The organism is Celeribacter ethanolicus, from assembly GCF_001550095.1.
In the GTDB taxonomy this organism is placed as follows: Bacteria; Pseudomonadota; Alphaproteobacteria; order Rhodobacterales; family Rhodobacteraceae; genus Celeribacter; species Celeribacter ethanolicus.
Genome location: NZ_LRUC01000040.1, coordinates 46,691 through 63,738, shown reverse-complemented (window position 1 = coordinate 63,738; position 17,048 = coordinate 46,691). Strand labels below are relative to the sequence as shown.

The 17,048-nt window shown below is 61.5% G+C and carries 17 protein-coding genes; 6 read left to right on the top strand and 11 right to left on the bottom strand.

Going from position 1 to position 17,048, the window contains the following annotated elements; all coding sequences use genetic code 11:
- Nucleotides 1-606, top strand: a complete 606-nt coding sequence (pcaG, locus tag NH195_RS14765; protein WP_066708502.1) for a protocatechuate 3,4-dioxygenase subunit alpha — start codon at nt 1-3, stop codon at nt 604-606.
- A gap of 69 nt (nt 607-675) precedes the next feature.
- Nucleotides 676-1,731, top strand: a complete 1,056-nt coding sequence (locus NH195_RS14760) for a 3-carboxy-cis,cis-muconate cycloisomerase (RefSeq protein ID WP_066708499.1) — start codon at nt 676-678, stop codon at nt 1,729-1,731.
- 18 nt (nt 1,732-1,749) lie between these two features.
- On the opposite strand, the gene pobA is transcribed toward NH195_RS14760, so the two are convergent.
- Nucleotides 1,750-2,925, bottom strand: a complete 1,176-nt coding sequence (gene pobA, locus NH195_RS14755) for a 4-hydroxybenzoate 3-monooxygenase (RefSeq protein ID WP_066708493.1) — start codon at nt 2,923-2,925, stop codon at nt 1,750-1,752.
- Nucleotides 2,926-3,013: 88 nt separating this feature from the next.
- Here pobA and NH195_RS14750 point away from each other — a divergent pair, with 88 nt between their 5' ends.
- Nucleotides 3,014-3,868 (top strand): helix-turn-helix domain-containing protein, encoded by an 855-nt coding sequence (locus NH195_RS14750; RefSeq protein WP_066708693.1) that lies wholly within the window; start codon nt 3,014-3,016, stop codon nt 3,866-3,868.
- Here NH195_RS14750 and NH195_RS14745 read toward each other — a convergent pair.
- The 10 genes from NH195_RS14745 to NH195_RS14700 form a co-directional block, all read right to left on the bottom strand.
- The gene (locus NH195_RS14745) at nt 3,865-5,415 is read right to left on the bottom strand and encodes an acyl-CoA dehydrogenase family protein (protein WP_066708487.1); all 1,551 of its coding nucleotides are present in this window, start codon (nt 5,413-5,415) and stop codon (nt 3,865-3,867) included. The genes NH195_RS14750 and NH195_RS14745 overlap by 4 nt on opposite strands.
- Nucleotides 5,412-6,287, bottom strand: coding sequence for an amidohydrolase family protein (locus NH195_RS14740; RefSeq protein WP_066708484.1), 876 nt, complete (start codon nt 6,285-6,287; stop codon nt 5,412-5,414). The genes NH195_RS14745 and NH195_RS14740 overlap by 4 nt, the downstream gene beginning before the upstream one ends.
- A gap of 11 nt (nt 6,288-6,298) precedes the next feature.
- Nucleotides 6,299-8,113, bottom strand: coding sequence for a feruloyl-CoA synthase (locus NH195_RS14735; protein ID WP_066708481.1), 1,815 nt, complete (start codon nt 8,111-8,113; stop codon nt 6,299-6,301).
- A gap of 67 nt (nt 8,114-8,180) precedes the next feature.
- Nucleotides 8,181-8,630, bottom strand: coding sequence for a MarR family winged helix-turn-helix transcriptional regulator (locus tag NH195_RS14730; protein WP_066708477.1), 450 nt, complete (start codon nt 8,628-8,630; stop codon nt 8,181-8,183).
- 10 nt (nt 8,631-8,640) lie between these two features.
- Entirely contained in the window at nt 8,641-9,963 is a 1,323-nt protein-coding gene (locus NH195_RS14725) for a TRAP transporter large permease (RefSeq protein ID WP_066708474.1), read from the bottom strand.
- Nucleotides 9,963-10,502, bottom strand: coding sequence for a TRAP transporter small permease (locus NH195_RS14720; protein ID WP_066708471.1), 540 nt, complete (start codon nt 10,500-10,502; stop codon nt 9,963-9,965). The genes NH195_RS14725 and NH195_RS14720 overlap by 1 nt, the downstream gene beginning before the upstream one ends.
- 3 nt (nt 10,503-10,505) lie before the next feature.
- Entirely contained in the window at nt 10,506-11,549 is a 1,044-nt protein-coding gene (locus NH195_RS14715) for a TRAP transporter substrate-binding protein (RefSeq protein WP_238379771.1), read from the bottom strand.
- 101 nt (nt 11,550-11,650) lie between these two features.
- The gene (locus NH195_RS14710; RefSeq protein WP_066708468.1) at nt 11,651-12,418 is read right to left on the bottom strand and encodes a crotonase/enoyl-CoA hydratase family protein; all 768 of its coding nucleotides are present in this window, start codon (nt 12,416-12,418) and stop codon (nt 11,651-11,653) included.
- Nucleotides 12,419-12,430: 12 nt separating this feature from the next.
- Nucleotides 12,431-13,195: an SDR family NAD(P)-dependent oxidoreductase gene (locus NH195_RS14705; RefSeq protein WP_066708465.1), complete on the bottom strand. Its 765-nt coding sequence runs from the start codon at nt 13,193-13,195 to the stop codon at nt 12,431-12,433.
- 185 nt (nt 13,196-13,380) lie between these two features.
- Nucleotides 13,381-13,851, bottom strand: a complete 471-nt coding sequence (locus NH195_RS14700) for a MarR family winged helix-turn-helix transcriptional regulator (protein ID WP_066708462.1) — start codon at nt 13,849-13,851, stop codon at nt 13,381-13,383.
- A gap of 165 nt (nt 13,852-14,016) precedes the next feature.
- Here NH195_RS14700 and NH195_RS14695 point away from each other — a divergent pair, with 165 nt between their 5' ends.
- The 3 genes from NH195_RS14695 to NH195_RS14685 all read left to right on the top strand — a co-directional run bounded on the left by NH195_RS14695 (nt 14,017) and on the right by NH195_RS14685 (nt 17,032).
- Entirely contained in the window at nt 14,017-15,057 is a 1,041-nt protein-coding gene (locus tag NH195_RS14695; protein WP_066708459.1) for a TRAP transporter substrate-binding protein, read from the top strand.
- Between the two features lie 93 nt (nt 15,058-15,150).
- Nucleotides 15,151-15,648: a TRAP transporter small permease gene (locus tag NH195_RS14690; RefSeq protein ID WP_066708456.1), complete on the top strand. Its 498-nt coding sequence runs from the start codon at nt 15,151-15,153 to the stop codon at nt 15,646-15,648.
- Nucleotides 15,641-17,032 carry a TRAP transporter large permease gene (locus NH195_RS14685; protein WP_066708453.1) on the top strand — a complete coding sequence of 464 codons (1,392 nt, stop codon included), beginning with the start codon at nt 15,641-15,643 and terminating at the stop codon, nt 17,030-17,032. Before NH195_RS14690 ends, NH195_RS14685 begins: the two co-directional genes overlap by 8 nt.
- Nucleotides 17,033-17,048 lie beyond the last annotated feature (16 nt).

The window sequence follows — 17,048 nt, the reverse complement described above, 5'->3', positions numbered from 1 at the left end:
ATGACCCAGAAACTTGATGTTTTGCAAGAAACCGCGTCCCAGACGGCGGGCCCCTACGTCCATATCGGCTTGATGCCGACCTATGCGGGCAATGGCGGCTATTACGAGGAAGAGATCGGCACGACGCCCTTCCATGACGAAAGCAAGGCCAAGGGCGAGATCGTCGAAATCGTCGGCTCCGTGTTCGACGGCACCGGCTGGGCGCTGCGCGATGCGATGATCGAGAGCTGGCAATGCGATGCGGCGGGCGTGTTTCCCGGCGCGGACGGGGCCGATCCGGCCTTTACCGGCCATTGCCGCTTTGCCGCCGATGCGGTGACGGGCGAGTTTACGCTGCGCACCGTGAAACCCGGTTCTTACAAGGGGCGTGGTGGTGTCGAGAGCGCACCGCATATCTCGCTTTGGGTCGTGGCCCGTGGCATCAACATCGGTCTCAACACCCGGATTTATTTCGAGGACGAGAACAACGATGACGATCCGCTTTTGAAGCGCATCGAACAGCGTCCGCGCGTCAACACCCTGATCGCGAAGAAGATCGAAGACGGCAAATACCGCTTCGACATCCGCCTTCAGGGGCAGGACGAGACCGTGTTTCTCGATCTGTAAGACTTGCACAAAATCAACTATAAGGGGCGGCAGGCACCGCCCCTTTGACTATTGATAAGGACAAATCCGATGAGCCTTTCCGTTTTCGACCACCCTTGGCTGTCCGGTCTTTTCGGCGATCCGGAGATGGCGGCGATCCTCGCGCCCGAGCGCCAGATGGCGCATATGCTGGCGTTTGAGGCGGCATGGTCGCGGGCCTGTGGCAAGGCAGGGCTGTTCGATGCGGCGAAGGCGGAAGAGGCCGCGCTGGCGATTGAGACCGCGCAGATTGACTTGGCCGATATTGCCACCGGGATGGCCCAAGATGGCGTGCCGATCCCGCGTCTGGTGAAACAGTTGAAAGCCATTGCCCCCGCCGAAGCCCTGCACAAGGGGGCGACCTCGCAAGATGTGGTGGACACGGCGATGATCCTCTCGCTGCGGGAAGCGTCTTTCCTGATTGCCGGGCGGTTGTTGGAGTTGGAAACCCATCTGAAAGCGGTTGAAGCCCGGTTTGGAGATGCGCCACTGATGGGACGCACCCGGATGCAGGCGGCGACCGAGATGACCGTGCGGGACCGTGTTCTGGCGTGGCGCTTGCCGATTTCGGATCATCTCAAGACGCTGGACCAAAAACGGACCGATGTTGAAAAAGTGCAAATCGGCGGCGCGTCAGGCGACCGCAAAGCACTTGGAGACAAGGCGGATTGTGTCGTCGCGGAGGTGGCTAAAATACTTAGCCTCGCCCCCACCGACAAAACATGGCAAACCATGCGGCACGGGATTGCGGGCTATGCCTCTTTCCTGTCTCTGGTGACCGGATCTTTGGGGAAAATCGGGCAAGATATTGCGCTCATGGCGCAGCAAGGCATTGAATGCGTGTCGATTTCCGGCGCAGGCGGATCGTCCGCGATGCCGCATAAACAAAATCCGGTGTCCGCCGAGCTCTTGGTCACTCTCGCCCGGTTCAACGCCACGCAGGTCAGCGCCATGCATCATGCGGTGGTGCATGAACAGGAGCGTTCGGGCACGGCGTGGAGCCTTGAGTGGATGGTCTTGCCGCAGATGCTGATGGCCACGGGGCGCTCGCTCTCCATGGCCATCGAACTCGTTCAAAACATTCAAAGATTGGGCGATCCGGCGTAATCCGCCGGACCGGTTTTCTCAGAACGGGAGACCGATGTAGTTTTCGGCCAGATCCCGGCGTGCGGTCTCCGAGGTCGCCAAATGATTCAGCGTCGCCTTGCGCATCTGTTCGGCAAAGGCGTCTTCGCCGTCGAACCGGTGCAGCATGGTGGTCATTTGCCAGCTAAACCGCATCGCCTTCCAGATCCGCGCCAGCGCACGGGCGGAATATTCGTCGATGCCCGTGGTCTTACCTTTCACCGCGTCGATCAGCGCCGTGTAGAGATAGTACACGTCGGAGGCGGCGAGGTTGAGCCCCTTCGCGCCCGTCGGCGGCACGATATGGGCGCTGTCGCCCACGAGGAACAGATTGCCCCAGCGCAGTGGCTCAGAGACGAAGGACCTGAGCGGCGCGATGCTCTTTTCAATCGACGGCCCGGTGACGAGACGGCTCGCGGCCTCCGACGGAATACGGCGCGAGAACTCGTCCCAGAACCGCTGATCCGACCAATCCTCGACCTTATCGGTGAGCGGCACCTGCACATAATAGCGCACCAGATTCTCATTGCGCATCGAGGCCAGCGCGAAACCGTGGCGGGAATTTGAATAGATCAGCTCGTCATTGACCGGCGGCGTTTCTGACAAAATACCAAGCCAACCAAAGGGATAGACCCGCTCGAACTCACGACGCTTCTCTTCGGGAATGGTCTTGCGCGACACGCCGTGGAAACCATCGCAGCCCGCCACATAGAGGCACTCAAGCCGCTTGCGCGTACCCTCATGGGTAAATTCGACATAGGATTTCGCCTGATCGAGATCGCGAATGTCCACGTCGGACACCTCATGCAACACGGTCGTGCCTATGGTATCCTGCGCGTTATACAGATCCGTCGTCACCTCGGTCTGGCCGTAAACCATGACCTGTTTGCCGGTCAGCTCTTTGAAGTCAATGTGAACCATCAACTCCTCGTCGGTCAGGTAACAGCCGTCATGCGGGATGCCCTCCGCCTCCATCCGCGCACCGACGCCGGCCTCGCGGAGCAATTCGACAGTGCCCCATTCGAGGATGCCGGCGCGGATGCGCGCCAGAACGTGATCGCGCGTCGAGCGTTCGAGAATGACGGTCTCGATGCCCGCTTTGTTCAAAAGCTGCGACAAAAGCAGGCCAGATGGGCCGCCGCCGATGATGGCGACCTGGGTGGTCAAAGTGGTCATATGCGTCTCCTCCAATTTGAGAAGACTTTAAAACGCACGGCTCGACATCGGAATGGACCCGCGCGGCAATGAATGGTATTTTTCCGGCATGAGTGAGACCAGCCACATTCCCGCCTTCAACCTTTTTGGCGAAACCAGCGCCTTCCCGGACGTGATCCATTGCGAGCGCATCTTTGATCGGGCGCGGCTGCACGGTTGGAAAATCTCTCCGCATCGGCATCACCAAATGGCGCAGGTGTTTCACATCGAAACGGGCTTTGCGCAGGTCACGCTGGACGGATCGGAAAGCACATTGAAAAACGGTGAGTTTCTCTATGTTCCACCGAAAATTGTGCATGGGTTTACCTTTGACAAGGGCACTGAAGGGTTCGTGCTGTCGCTGCCCTCTCCCGTGGTGCAGCGTCTCGGACCGCAATCGCAACCTCTGACGGCGTGGCTCAACAGCACGCATCACACGCCCCTCTCCGACACAGCCAGAGGGCTCTTGTCTCAGCTTGCACTCTTCCATGATAAATCTGGTATATTTCGCGCACAGAGGCTTGTCGCCTTGTCGCATGCGCTCTTGGTGACATTGGCGGAAGACAGCGCCCAGATCGACACTCCGGACCAAGATCAGACGCGGCAAATGCAGCAACTGGACGCCTTGATCGCCGATCACATGACAGAGGGCTGGAGTGCCACGGATTATGCCCGCGCGCTGCATATGACCGCCGGTCATTTGAACCGGATCGTGCGGCGCGACAGCGGGGTAACACTGACCGAATATCTGGAAACGGCGGTGATGACGGAGGCCTGTCGCCACCTCGCCTTTACGCGCCTGCCGGTGGCAGAGGTGGGCTATCGGCTGGGCTACACGGACCCGCCGTATTTCTCCCGCCGCTTCCGGGCGCGCATGGGGGAGACCCCCACGGCCTATCGCGCCCGGGTCGCGGGAGATCTTTAAGCGCTGAGCGGCAAACGCACCGGCAGAGGACGCCGCGCCACGCGTTTGGCGAGACGGATCATCTCCGCCGCGCCCGTCGCGGCGAGTTTGCACCAGACCGCGCGGAACAGGACTTCGCCGGTCAACGCCATGAAATCATGAGCTTTCTCGACAGCCTGCTCCGCCATGCCTGCGCGCGCGTCTTGCCATTCGGACAAAAGCGAGAGGCAGTCGGGATCGCCGGAGGCCAGCTCTTCGACCAGTTTCGCAAAGGCCTCTGGCCCCTCCGCCGCACGCAAACCACGGGTCGCAAGCGCCACCGCATGGATGCCATTTGCGCCTTCGTAGATCGAGGTGATCCGCGCATCGCGCCAGGTTTGAGACACTCGGTATTCGGTCAGATAGCCGTAGCCACCCAGCACCTGAATGCCGAGATCGGCGGCATGAATGCCCGCCTCGGTGCAGAAGACCTTGCAGATCGGCGTCAGGAAATCGACCAGCGCGCGATTCTGACCGAGGGTCAGTTCGGCCATGGTCAGATAGGTCATCGCGCGGGCGCCGAGCGCGAGGGATTTCTGTTCGTCCAACATGCGCTGCACATCCGGGTGATCGGCCAGAACGGCCTCTGTTCCGTCGGCTTTGCGGCCTTGCTTACGCTCGGCAGCATAGTCCGCCGCGATGTGATACGCGCGCGACGCATGCGCCACGCCTTGCAGGGACACATCGAGACGGGCGTGGTTCATCATGGTGAACATCGCCATCAGCCCCGCGCCCTCGTCCCCGATCAACTCGGCCTCTGCGCCATCGAAAGCCAATTGGCAGGTCGGCGAGGCATGGAGGCCCAGCTTTTCCTCGATCCGGGTGACGGTTACCGCGTTGCGTGTGCCATGAACATCGGATGGGCAGAGGAACAGCGACAGGCCTTTGACACCATCGCCGCCCGTGCGCGCAAGCACCAGATGCAGCACGTCTTCGGACATGTCCTGATCGCCACCGGAGATGAAAATTTTCTCCCCCTCGATCCGCCAGCTGTCGCCCGAAGGCGTGGCTTTGGTGCGGATACGAGAGAGATCGGAGCCCGCGCCCGGTTCGGTCAGGCACATTGTGGAGAGCGTCTCGCCCGCCGCAAGACGTGGAATCCAATGCTGTTTTTGCGCATCAGAACCGAATTTCATCAGCGTCGAAATAGCACCCGGTACGAGGTTGCAGACCATCTGCATCGCGTGGTTGGCGCCGGAGAAAATTTCTGAGACGCCCGCCGCCAAAAGGGCATTCTGCCCCATACCGTCGAAATCCTCAGGAGCTGTGAGGCCTTGCCACCCGCCCTCGGCGAGCTGGGAGTAGGCCTCCTTAAAGCCGTCGGGCATGGTAACACGGCCGTCGGAAAGGGTGCACCCCTGCGCGTCGCCCGGCTCGTCCAGAGGCGCGATGACTCCCTCGGCGAAGGAGGCGAAATGACCAAGGATGCCCTCAGCCAACTCCGCGTCCCACTCGGGCAGACGATCCGCCCCGGCCACATGGCGCAGGCAGAAGAGGATGTCATCGAGCGGCGCTTTGAACGGCGTCATTCGGAGACCCCCAAAAGCTGCATGGCGTTTTCCTTGAGGATCAGCGGGCGGACCTCGTCGCGGAAGTCGGCCTTGTCGAAGGCATCCAGCCATTTCTCCGGCGCGATCATCGGCCAGTCGGAGCCGAAGAGCATCTTATGCTTCAGCATCGTGTTGGCATAGCGCACGAGGATCGGCGGGAAGTATTTCGGCGACCAGCCGGAGAGGTCTATATAGACATTGGGCTTGTGGGTCGCGACCGACAAGGCCTCTTCCTGCCACGGGAACGACGGGTGGGCGAGGATGATCGGCATGTCGGGGAAATCGACGGCGAGATCGTCCATATACATCGGGTTCGAGTATTTGAGCCGCATGCCATTGCCGCCCTTCATGCCCGATCCGACGCCGGTCTGGCCGGTATGGAACAGAGCGGGCTTGCCGGATTCCGCGATGGCCTCGTAGAGCACATAGGCCGAACGGTCGTTGGGGTAGAAGCCCTGCATCGTCGGGTGGAATTTAAAACCCTGAATACCGTGGTTCTCGACCAGATCGCGGGCCTCGCGGGCGCCAAGCTTGCCCTTGGCGGGGTCGATGGAGGCGAAGGGAATAAGGATGTCGGAATGTTTGGCGCAGGCGTCGGCGACCTCATAATTGTTGTAGCGGCGATAGCCGGTTTCGCGTTCGGCATCGACCGGGAAGATTACGGCGGCGATGTTCTTTTCGCGGTAATGCGCGGCGGTTTCGTCGATGGTCGGCGGGTGCGACCAGGGCGCGCCGAAATATTTCGCCATCGCGGATTGCAGATCGTCATAGCCGTCATCGTGGTGACAGCCGCAGGCCTCCTCGGCATGGGTGTGAAAATCAATCGCTCTGACTTTGGAAAAATCTACCATATTTCAATTCCTTACACGCGGATGAGGGCCGGATCTTCGTTGTCGTAGAGACGTTCGAGAAGATCGGCGCGGCGGGTGATGACCTTGCGGGTGTTGATCGAGCCTTTGTCGGTGATCTCTCCATCTTTGACGGAGGGCGGCTCGGCGAGAATGATGGCGCGGGCAATGCGCTTGGCGGAGCCGGAGGCGGCGCGGGCCATTTTGCGCAAGACGTGGTGAATCTCGGCCTGAAGATGTTCGTCGATCACGGCCCCCTCGGAGCAGTTGTCGCCATGGACGTGATCCGGGCGCGGGAAGACGAAAAGGCCGATTTCACCCCGGTCGTGACCACAGACCACGACGTCGAGCACCAGCCCGCGCAGAGCCTCCAGCACATCGAGACGCAGCTTGCCCGCCTGCACCCATGTGCCGGTCAGCAATTTGAAATCCTCGGACACGCGGCCGTCGAAGACGAGGCCCCGGTCCGGATCATCGGCATCGAGGAATTTCACCGCATCGCCGGTGATGAAAAACCCTTCGTCGTCAAAGGCCTCGGCGCTCTTCTCCGGGTCGTTGAGATAGCCGGGCATGACATTCGGGCCTTTGACCCTGATCTCGCAGCGCATGTCGGCATCGGGGATGAGTTTCACCTCAACACCGGGGATCGGCACGCCGATGACGCCGGAGCGGCCGATATGTTCGTGCACCATGACGTTGGCGGGCGCGGTCTCGGTGAGGCCCCAAGACGAGATCATCAGGGGCAGACGCCCGCGCACTTCCATCGCCATTTCTTCGAGCCGGGTCCAAATGTCTTGCGGCAGCGACGCGCCGGCATAGAACAGCATGTCGAGGTCTTTGAAATAGGCCTCACGCAGCGCCATGTTGTGTTCCATCTCATGCACCAGCATCGAGAAACCCACCGGCACGTTGAAGGCGAAATTGCCCGGCTTGTCGGTGATGTTGTCGATCGTGTGCTGGAACAGCGCCTTCGTCGGCTTGCCGTTGTCGATGTAGAAGGAGCCGCCATGCAGGAGCATCATGTTGACGTTGTGCGAGCCGCCGAACACGTGGTTCCAAGGCAGCCAGTCGACGATGCGTGGCGGGCGTTCTTTGGTGAAGGGCAGGACGGAGGCCATTTGCGCCTGATTGGCACACATCATGCGCTGGGTGGTCATCACGCCTTTCGGATCGGACGAAGAGCCGGAGGTGAAAAGGATTTTCGCCAGCGTATCCGGGCCGACCGATGCGTGCACGGCAGACAGGTCCACGCCCGCATCCCCCTTGAGAAGCTCGGACAGGGGGGTAACCGGGCGTGGCGCGCCCTCCGGGAGAGAGGCCACGATTTCGATCCCGTCGAGATCGGGAAGGGCAAGCGCCTTGGCATAGCGTGCGGCATCGTCGACGAAGGCCATTTTGGGCTTCGTCTTGTTGATCGCGTATTGCAGACGGAAATGCGCTTCCTCGATCAGGGAATATTGTTCGGCCAGAGGCACGGTCGGCACGCCCGCCCATTGCGCGGCGAAGGAGATCAGCGCGTGATCGACCGAATTTCCGGACATGATCAGGATCGGCGTCGCCTCATTTAGACCGCGCGCGGCGAGAGACGAAGCGATGGCTTTGATCTGTGCGAGCACCTCGGCATAGCCCAGCTCGCGCCAGCCCGCGCCGGAGCGTTCGGCGAGGAAAACGGCATCGGGGCGCTCGACGGCCCATTTCTCTAACCACACGCCGGTGTGGTCGACGACCGGATCGAGCGGGATGTTGGACGTCAGGACGAAATCCTCCGCGCGCCGCTCCATCCGAACCGAATGGGGCGCAATGGTCAGCCCCGTGATCGTATCTTTCATGCGTTCCTCCCTTGGCCTTTGCGGCCCTTGTCTCCTGGCCTGCCGCGCTCCTCCGCGCGGGCGGCCGTTACCTTCGCCGGACCCGTCGCAGAAGCGCGCGCAGCGTGCTGCGCTCTTCCGGTGTCAGATCCCGGAGCAGAGCATCCTCATGCGCCTGCACGGCGCGCTCCGCCTCCTGCCATTTCGCCTCGCCCGCCTCCGTGGTGCGCAGCGCATATTGCCGCCGGTCGCCCTCCACACGTCCGCGCTCGATCAGATCGGCGCTCTCCAACTCGTCCACCAGAACCACCACGCCGGAGCGTTCGATATAAAGCGCCTCGGCGAGGCGGCTCTGGGAGATGTCGGGGTTTTCGTGAATGATCGCGAGCGCGGAAAACGAGGTCATCCGCAACCCAAGCGGCTCCAGAACCGTTGCCAGATCCTCCCGCACGGTCAGAAAGGCGCGCTTCATCGTGTAGCCCACGAATTGCCGCAGCTTCTGATCCGTGATCACCGTATCCTTGTCGATTTTGCTCATGTGTCTGTCCTCAGTTCGCCACCAGATCCACAAGCCAATAGCTCAGCACGGGGAAGCTCACCAGAATGACGATCCGGAAGGCCTCCGCCACAATGAAAGGCATGGTGCCGCGAAAGATCTGTGCCGTCGGGATGTCCCTGGCCATCGAGGAGATGACGAAGAGGTTCATGCCCACCGGCGGCGTGATCAGCCCGACCTCGACCACCACCAGAGAGATGATGCCGAACCACATGGCCTGTTGTTCCGGCATCAGGCCGAAATCGAGCGCCATGATGGTGGGGAAGAACACCGGGACGGTCAAAAGGATCATCGAGAGGCTGTCCATGACGCAGCCCATGATCAGGTAGAACAGGATGATACCCAGAAGGATCACGATCGGGGCCACATCGGCCTGCCCGAAATAGGCGGCGACATCGGCGGGCATTTGCGACAGAGCGAGCGCCACGTTGAAAATATCCGCGCCGAAGACGATGGCAAAGATCATCGCGGTCGAGCCCGCAGTGTCGATCAGGCAATCGAGGATGGCGCGGGCGTTCAGCCCCTTGGTCAGAAGCCCGGTCACGAGCATCAGGACCACCCCGACGGAGGCACCTTCTGCCGGTGTAAAGAACCCGCCGTAGATGCCGCCCAGCACGACGATGAAGATCGCGACGACATGCCAGATGTCTTTGAGCGCCTTCATCCGTTGGGCAAAACTTGCGGGTTCGTGGGTCGGGCCTTCTTCGGGGAAGAGGCGGACGTAAACCGCGATGGCGATGCAAAAGCCGATGACCGCCAGCGTGCCGGGGATGGTGGCCGCCAGAAACAGTTTGACGATGTTTTGTTCGGTCAGAAGCGCATAGATGATCAAGACCACGGAGGGCGGGATCAGGATGCCGAGCGTGCCACCCGCGGCGAGAGAGCCAGAGGCCAGAGCGCCGGAATAGCCATGCTTGCGCATCTCCGGCAGCGCCACGCGGGCCATGGTGGAGGCCGTTGCTAGCGACGAGCCGGAAATGGACCCGAACATCGCACAGCCCGCCACGGAGGCCATGGCGAGACCGCCGCGCAAATGGCCGATCCAGGCGTTCGACGCGGCGAAGATCGCAGCCGAGATGCCGGAGCGGGTGGCAAGATGCCCCATGAGGATGAACAAAGGCACGATGGCCAGTTCATAGGACATGAATTTGTCGACCCAGGCCGTATTGAAATAGGCCATCAACGCCCAAGGCGAGGCCAGCGTGACATAACCCACCGCCCCCACAAGCCCCATGCCCAGCGCAATCGGCATCCGCGCGAAGATCAGCGCCAGAAGGGCCACGACCATGATAATGGCAATCGTCAAAGGCTCCATCAGCGCACCTCCAGCGCGCGAAACGCGCCGCTCATCATCGGCAGGGATTGCAGCAAAGCAACCACGGCGGAGAGACCCATGCCGAAGATCGCGGGCAGGTAGACCATCCAGACGGGCGCGCGCAAAAGCATCGTGCGGTCGCCATAGTCATGCATCTCCGCCATACCCAGCGAGAGACGCCATGTGACGAATGCCCAGCAGGCGGCAAAGATCAGGGTCCAGACGCCATCGAAGCGGCGTTGGGTGATGGGTTTCAGCCAGAGAGTGAAGAGATCGACCATGACATGGCCCTTGTTGAATTGGCAGAGCGGCAGGAACAGCGAGGCGCAGGCGGCGCAGGCCAGTTCCACCAGCTCGAAATCGCCGCGAATGCCGCCAAACCCGAGGTTGCGCATCACGACCGAGAGGGTAACGGTCAGAGAAGCGGCAAAAATCACCGCGCCGCCGATCCCCGCCGAGGTCAGGCAGACCGCGCGGAGGAGAAGAAACAGGGGGGTGTGCTCCCCCTGCTCGTCGTCGTTATGAAGCCGCTCGGCCATGGCTCAGCCCTGCGCGTCGAGAAGTTCGTTGGCGCGCGCCACGATGGCCGCACCGTCGTGACCCGCTTTGTTCAGCTTTTCGATCCAGGTGTCGTAGATCGGCTGGGCCATCTCGCGCCATTTCTCGATTTCCGCCGCCGGGATGGTGTGGATCTCGTTACCCTGCTTCTCGACGACCGAACGACCAAAAGCCTCGAACTCATCGAACTGCGCGCCGAGACGGCGGGACAGATCGGGGCCGGAATGATCGTCGATCACCTTGCGCAGATCGTCGGACAGGCCCTCATATTTGCGCTCGTTCATGACGAGGGCAAAGGTGTTGCAATAGACGCCGCGCCCGCCCGCTTCGGGTTCGTTGGTCACGGACGTCAGTTCCTGCAATTTGAAAGCCGGCACCACCTCATAGGGCAGACAGCAGCCGTCGATCACACCGTTCGACAGCCCCACGACCATCTCGGTCACCGGGAAAAACACGGTTTCGGCGCCCATCAGCGTCAGCATCTCGCCGGTCGCCTGATTGGGCGCGCGGAGTTTGAGACCCTTGAGGTCCTCGACCGTGTTGATCTTCTGACCACGGGTGTGGAATTTGCCACCGTCATGGGTGTGGAAGGCCAAGGGTTTCAGCCCCTTGTATTCGTTCTGGCCGAACTCCTGCATGAGCTGATCCATCGCGACGGAGGTCTTTTCCGCATTCGTCACCATGAAGGGCAGCGCGAAGGTTTCGGCCACCGGGAAACGATCCGGCGTATAGACCGGCAGGGTCCAGGAGATGTCCGCGATGCCTTGGCGCGCCTGATCGGCGAGCTGGGGCGGTTTGCCGCCGAGCTGCATCGAGGGGAACATCTGAAATTCGATCGCACCATTCGAGGCGTCGGAGATTTCCTTAGCCCAGACATCGAAGAACCGGGTCTGCATCGGCGCAACGCCCGGCAGGAAGTGGGCCACGCGCAGCGTCACCTCGGCGGCGTGGGCTTTTTTGAGAAAGGCCGGGGTCGCGAGAGCCGCGCCCATGGTGGCCAGCGCCGTGCGGCGTGTCATCGTCGTCATGTGTAATCCTCCCAAATCATGACATGCGCCCGTGTTACGGGTCTTGTTTTTTGTTGGTGCGGGCGGCCTCCTCACCGCCACGCACGTCACCGAAAGACCGGTTAACGGAAGACCGGCGCGCGTTTTTCCAAGAAGGCCTTAAGCCCCTCTTCGGCATCGGCACTGGTTTGCGACACGGCGGCGCACATGCTTTCCATGAACAGACCGTCGGCCTTCGCCATATCTTCGATCCGGCTGATCGCCTGAATCATCATGTAATTCGACAGCGTGGCGTTCCTGGCGATCTTGGCGGCAAGCTTCTGCGCCAGTGCCAGCGCCTCACCCTCGCCCACCGCATAATGCGTCAGGCCAAGCGCCAGTCCTTCGTCGGAATTGTATTTGCGCCCGGTGAGCATCATCTCGCACATCCGGTCCGCTCCAAGGATACGCCCCACACGGACGGTCGCACCGCCGCCGACAAAGATGCCACGCATCCCCTCGGGCAGTTGGAAGATGGTCGAGGGCTCGGCGATGCGCACATGGGTCGCGGAGGCCATTTCAAGCCCGCCGCCGATGACGGCGCCGAACATGGCGGAGATCACCGGCAGGCCGCCGAACTGGATTTTCTCCATCACGGAATGCCAGTTGCGCGAGTGGCGCATGGTGCCTTCGGCGTTGCGGGCAACATGTTCGGAGAGATCGAGGCCCGAGCAATAATGCCCCTCCGTCCCGGTCAGGATCACCACGCGCACGCCTTCCGGGGGCGCGGAGAAAAAGCCGTCGATGGCGTCGAGCAACTCGTCGCACATTGCGTTGCGCTTGCCGGGGCGGTTCATGGTCAGGGTGGCAATCGGCCCTTCGATCTCGATTTTGAGGATCTCGCTGGTCATTGTCTTGGTCTCTTATTTGATCGGCATACGCGCGGCGGCGTCGAGGCGAATGATGGTCCCGTTCAGCATCGGGTTTTCGACGATGGCCTGCACAAGGCGGGCATATTCATCCGGGTCGCCCATCCGCGAGGGATAGGGCACGTTCTGGAGAATCTCGGCACGGATATCGTCCGGCAGGCCCGCGCTCATCGCGGTTTCGAACAGGCCCGGCGCGATGGCCATGACGCGGATGCCAAACCGCGCCAGCTCGCGCGCGGCGGGCAAGGTCATCGAGGCCACACCGCCTTTCGAGGCGGAATAGGCCGCCTGCCCGATCTGGCCATCTTCGAAGGCCACAGAAGAGGTGTTGACGATCACACCGCGCGCGCCGTCTTCGTCCACCGGATCGGCCTTGGCCATGGCCTTTGCTGCGATGTTCATCACCGCGTAAGTGCCGAGAAGATTGACGTTCAGCGCCTTGGCGAATGTGTCGATGGTGAGCGAGCCGTCGCGCGGCAGGATACGCGCCGCCGTGCCGATCCCGGCGCAGGACACCACTATGCGGGGCGTGCCCATCTCTGCTTCGATCTGTGCGAATGTGGCCTCGACCGCCGCCGGATCGCTGACGTCTACGGCATAGCCTTGGCCGCCGATTTCACCTGCGGTGCGCGCTGCGGATGCGCCCGACAGGTCGAGAACGGCAACTTTTGCCCCCTGTTCCGCCAGACGCTTTGCCGTCGCGAAACCGAGCCCGCTGCCCGCGCCGGTGACGGCTGCGACAAGCCCTTCGATCTTCATGAATGTTCCTCCCGTTTGAGAGAAACATGTCGCAGGATAATTGTTCTGTCAATGAACAATTAAATAGGTGATCTATCTCGCAGATGCAACACACCGGGCGCGCAGGAATTCCCCGAAAAACAAAAAGCCCGCACCAAAAGGCACGGGCAGATCGGGTCGGGTGCGCTGCGATGCAGCAGCGGAGATCAGACTTTCTTTTCGAGAATCAGCGGTGCGCGCGACAGGTGATTGCCCCCGTCCGCGGCCTTTGCCGCAAGCCGCAGGAAGTCTTCGCGCTCTTCGGGTGTCAGGCCAGAGAGGATCTCGTCCTGAAATCCGCGCACCACGGGGATCATCTCATCGAGCAGCGCCTGCCCCACCTCCGTCAAGGACACGAGCCGCGCCCGCCGGTCCGTTTCGCAAACCGACCGCAGGATCAGCCCCTTCCCCTCGAGTCGATCAAGCACACCGCCGATGGTCGCCCGGTCATAGGCGATCAATTCGGCCAGACGCGCCTGCTCAATGCCGGGATGAGCGCGGATCGCATTCAGGGCTGCGAATTGCACTGACGTCATGGTCTGCCCCTGCGCCTTCATCCGCTCGGTAAAGACGGACATGGAAATCTGATTCAGACGACGAATCAGATGTCCCGCCATGTTGTGAATTTCAAGTGCCATGTGTGTCCTTTCCCTGCCCCTGCGGCGCATTGTCTCCCCAATGCCTTAACTCCGTGACACAGGTCAATAATAAGCATGCTTACAGAATTGACTCAGATCAATAGTAAGTATACACATTATTGTGGCGCAACGGGAGTGCGCCCGGAGACAAATGGAGGAGCTCACATGAATCTTAAGGCCAAATTGTTCGGCACCATCGCCGCCGCAACCATCGCCACCGTGACCGCAACGTCCGCTTTCGCACAGGATGTCACGCTGATCCTGCACCATTTCCTGCCGCCGGTGTCCAATGCGCATAAGGTGATGCTCGAACCCTGGGCCGAAAAGGTCAAAGCCGACAGCGATGGTCGCATCGACGTTCAGATTTACCCGTCGATGTCGATGGGCGGCAAACCGGGCGAGCTTTACGGTCAGGTCCGCGATGGCACCGCCGACATCGTCTGGACGCTTCTGGGCTATACGCCGGGTGTCTTTCCGCGCACCGAAGTGTTCGAACTGCCGACCGTGCACAAAGGCTCCGCGACCGACACGACCATTGCGCTTAACGCGTCGCTCGATCTTCTGGCCGAGGATTTCAAAGACATTCACGTCCTGTTCCTCCACGCCAATGACGGCAACCTGATCCATTCCGGCAGCAAGGAAGTCACCACCTTCGAGGACGTCGCGGGCATGAAGCTGCGCACACCGGGTCGAACCGGCGCCTGGCTGATCGAAGCACTCGGCGCAGAGCCGGTGAGCCTGCCGGTTCCGGCCGTGCCCGAAGCCATGTCCAAGGGCGTGATCGACGGCGCGATGACCACATATGAGATCGTGCCTGCGCTGAAACTTCAGGAACTCGACAAATACACCGCCGAGCTTCCGGACGGCGACCGTTTCGGCACCGCCGTTTTCATGGTGGCGATGAACAAGGACGTTTACGAAGACCTGCCCGACGATCTGAAAGCGGTGATCGACGCCAATTCCGGCATGAATGTCGCTGCCGGGATCGGCGCGATGTGGGAAGGTTTCGAAGAGGACGGCACCTCGGCGCTCGACGCAGCCGGTGTGACCCGCAATGTCTTCTCCGTCGAAGAAGCCGCAAAGTTCAACGCCGCTGGTGAACAGGTTGTCGCGCGCTGGGTCGATGAGGTCACGGCGAAAGGCATCGACGGCGCTGGTCTTGTCGACGCCGCGCGTGCCGCGATCGCTGCGGCGCATACCGAATAACGACCGACAGAGTCGTCCAGGACCGGAGAGGCGGGTCGCACCCGTCTCTCCCCCATAACCCCGAAACACGCACCCAATACCGGGAGGCATGCTATGTACGCTGTTGTCACGCGTCTGGCAGATTTCTTTGCCATGCTTGGAGGCGCCATCCTCTTTGTCATCGTTCTGGTCACCACCACGAACACAGGCGCTTTCATTCTCGATCGTATCGTCGGCCCGTTTGGCCTCAATGTCTCCGGCCTTCCCGGCTATGAAGATTTCGTTCAGCTCGCCATTTCCGGCGCAGCTCTGATGTTCTTTCCCTTCACCCAGGCCTCGCGCGGCCATGTGGCCGTCGATCTTTTCGTCGCCAATGCACCGATGCCGGTGAAATGGCTTCTGGACCGCATGTGGCTCACGCTCACCGCCGGTGTCGCGCTGTTTCTCGCCTGGTGGATGGTGCAGGGCATGATCGAAGTGCGCGCAGACGCCGCCGAAGCCGGTGTGCTGGGCTGGCCGATCTGGCCGTTCTACATCCCCGGCATCGCCTCCATGATCCTTTGGGCCATCGTGTCCGTCAGCCAGATGTTCGGAGACGCACGCTATGCTTGATCCCATCACCATCGGGGTCGTTGGCCTCGTCATTCTTTTCGGCCTTCTGATCCTGCGCATGCCCGTCGGCATCGCGATGATCATCGTCGGCATCGGCGGCACCTATGCGCTGTCGCTCGCTCTGCCCTATGTCCGGTTCGTGCCCTATATCCGGCAGTTCAAGACGCTCTTGTGGGAGAACGTCGCAAGCTATGACCTCTCGGTCGTGCCGCTCTTTGTGCTCATGGGCTATATTGCCGCCGAGGCACGGCTCTCGTCGGACCTGTTCAAAGGTCTCGAAGCCCTGCTGTCGCGTCTCAGAGGCGGCGTGGCCATGGCGGCGATTGCGGCCTGCGGCGGATTTGGCGCGGTCTGCGGCTCCTCGCTCGCAACCGCTGCGACCATGGGCAAAGTGGCCCTGCCGGAGCTCAAGGCGCTTGGTTACAAAGACCGTCTCTCCGCCGGTGCGCTGGCCGCGGGTGGCACGCTCGGCATCCTGATCCCGCCATCGGTGGCGCTGGTGATCTATGCGATCATCGTTGAGGGTTCGATCCTCAAGATGTTCCAGGCCGCTGTTCTGCCGGGTCTTCTGGCCGTGCTGTCCTTCATCGGCGTGATCGCCATTCTGGTGCGGGTGAACCCGTCTCTGGCCCCCGAACCGCGCCCGATGGAACGCGAAGAGCGCAACCGCGCGCTCAAACGCCTCGTCCCGGTGATCGCCATCTTCGGCGCGATCATCCTCGGCCTCGGTTTCGGTCTTTTCACCCCCACCCCCGCCGCCTCCATCGGCGTGTTCCTGATCGCCGTCTACGGGTTTATCCTGCGGGCGCGCACCGGCGAAGGGCTGAACTGGGACGGCATGAAGCGCGCGCTCCACGCCACCGCGATCACGTCGGGCATGATCTACCTGATCCTGTTCGGCGCCGAAGTGCTCAAGGGCTTCTTCACCCGCTCCGGCCTGCCGCAGGCGCTGTCCGAATGGGCGGCGAACTCGGGCATGGACCCGATGCTGGTGCTGATCCTGATGCTCGTGGCCTTCGTGATCCTCGGCTGTTTCATGGAAAGCCTCGCGATGATCCTCGTGGTGGTGCCGTTCTTCTGGCCGACCCTGATCGCGATGAATGGCGGCGAATATGTCACCGCCGACATGGCCGCCTTCGGCATGACCAACGAAGACCTGAAAATCTGGTTCGGCATCCTCGCCCTCATTGTCGTCGAGCTCGGGCTGATCACCCCGCCCGTGGGCCTCAACGTCTTCATCATCTCCTCGCTCGCCAAGGACACGCCCATGTCCACCGTCTTCCGCGGTGTCATGCCCTTCCTCGGCTCTGAGGTCATCCGTGTGGGCCTGATCATTTTCATCCCCGCCCTCACCCTCACCATTCCACGCCTCATTGGCGGCTGACATAAGGAGACACTTT

Bases quoted from the DNA above. Each gene is read 5' to 3' on its own strand.
- NH195_RS14690 (WP_066708456.1), top strand. From the start codon at position 15,151: ATGTACGCTGTTGTCACGCGTCTGGCAGATTTCTTTGCCATGCTTGGA.
- pobA (WP_066708493.1), bottom strand. From the start codon at position 2,925: ATGACCACTTTGACCACCCAGGTCGCCATCATCGGCGGCGGCCCATCT.
- pcaG (WP_066708502.1), top strand. From the start codon at position 1: ATGACCCAGAAACTTGATGTTTTGCAAGAAACCGCGTCCCAGACGGCG.
- NH195_RS14710 (WP_066708468.1), bottom strand. From the start codon at position 12,418: ATGACCAGCGAGATCCTCAAAATCGAGATCGAAGGGCCGATTGCCACC.
- NH195_RS14715 (WP_238379771.1), bottom strand. From the start codon at position 11,549: ATGACGACGATGACACGCCGCACGGCGCTGGCCACCATGGGCGCGGCT.
- NH195_RS14760 (WP_066708499.1), top strand. From the start codon at position 676: ATGAGCCTTTCCGTTTTCGACCACCCTTGGCTGTCCGGTCTTTTCGGC.
- NH195_RS14740 (WP_066708484.1), bottom strand. From the start codon at position 6,287: ATGGTAGATTTTTCCAAAGTCAGAGCGATTGATTTTCACACCCATGCC.
- NH195_RS14705 (WP_066708465.1), bottom strand. From the start codon at position 13,195: ATGAAGATCGAAGGGCTTGTCGCAGCCGTCACCGGCGCGGGCAGCGGG.
- NH195_RS14685 (WP_066708453.1), top strand. From the start codon at position 15,641: ATGCTTGATCCCATCACCATCGGGGTCGTTGGCCTCGTCATTCTTTTC.
- NH195_RS14730 (WP_066708477.1), bottom strand. From the start codon at position 8,630: ATGAGCAAAATCGACAAGGATACGGTGATCACGGATCAGAAGCTGCGG.
- NH195_RS14745 (WP_066708487.1), bottom strand. From the start codon at position 5,415: ATGACGCCGTTCAAAGCGCCGCTCGATGACATCCTCTTCTGCCTGCGC.
- NH195_RS14735 (WP_066708481.1), bottom strand. From the start codon at position 8,113: ATGAAAGATACGATCACGGGGCTGACCATTGCGCCCCATTCGGTTCGG.
- NH195_RS14700 (WP_066708462.1), bottom strand. From the start codon at position 13,851: ATGGCACTTGAAATTCACAACATGGCGGGACATCTGATTCGTCGTCTG.
- NH195_RS14720 (WP_066708471.1), bottom strand. From the start codon at position 10,502: ATGGCCGAGCGGCTTCATAACGACGACGAGCAGGGGGAGCACACCCCC.
- NH195_RS14725 (WP_066708474.1), bottom strand. From the start codon at position 9,963: ATGGAGCCTTTGACGATTGCCATTATCATGGTCGTGGCCCTTCTGGCG.
- NH195_RS14695 (WP_066708459.1), top strand. From the start codon at position 14,017: ATGAATCTTAAGGCCAAATTGTTCGGCACCATCGCCGCCGCAACCATC.
- NH195_RS14750 (WP_066708693.1), top strand. From the start codon at position 3,014: ATGAGTGAGACCAGCCACATTCCCGCCTTCAACCTTTTTGGCGAAACC.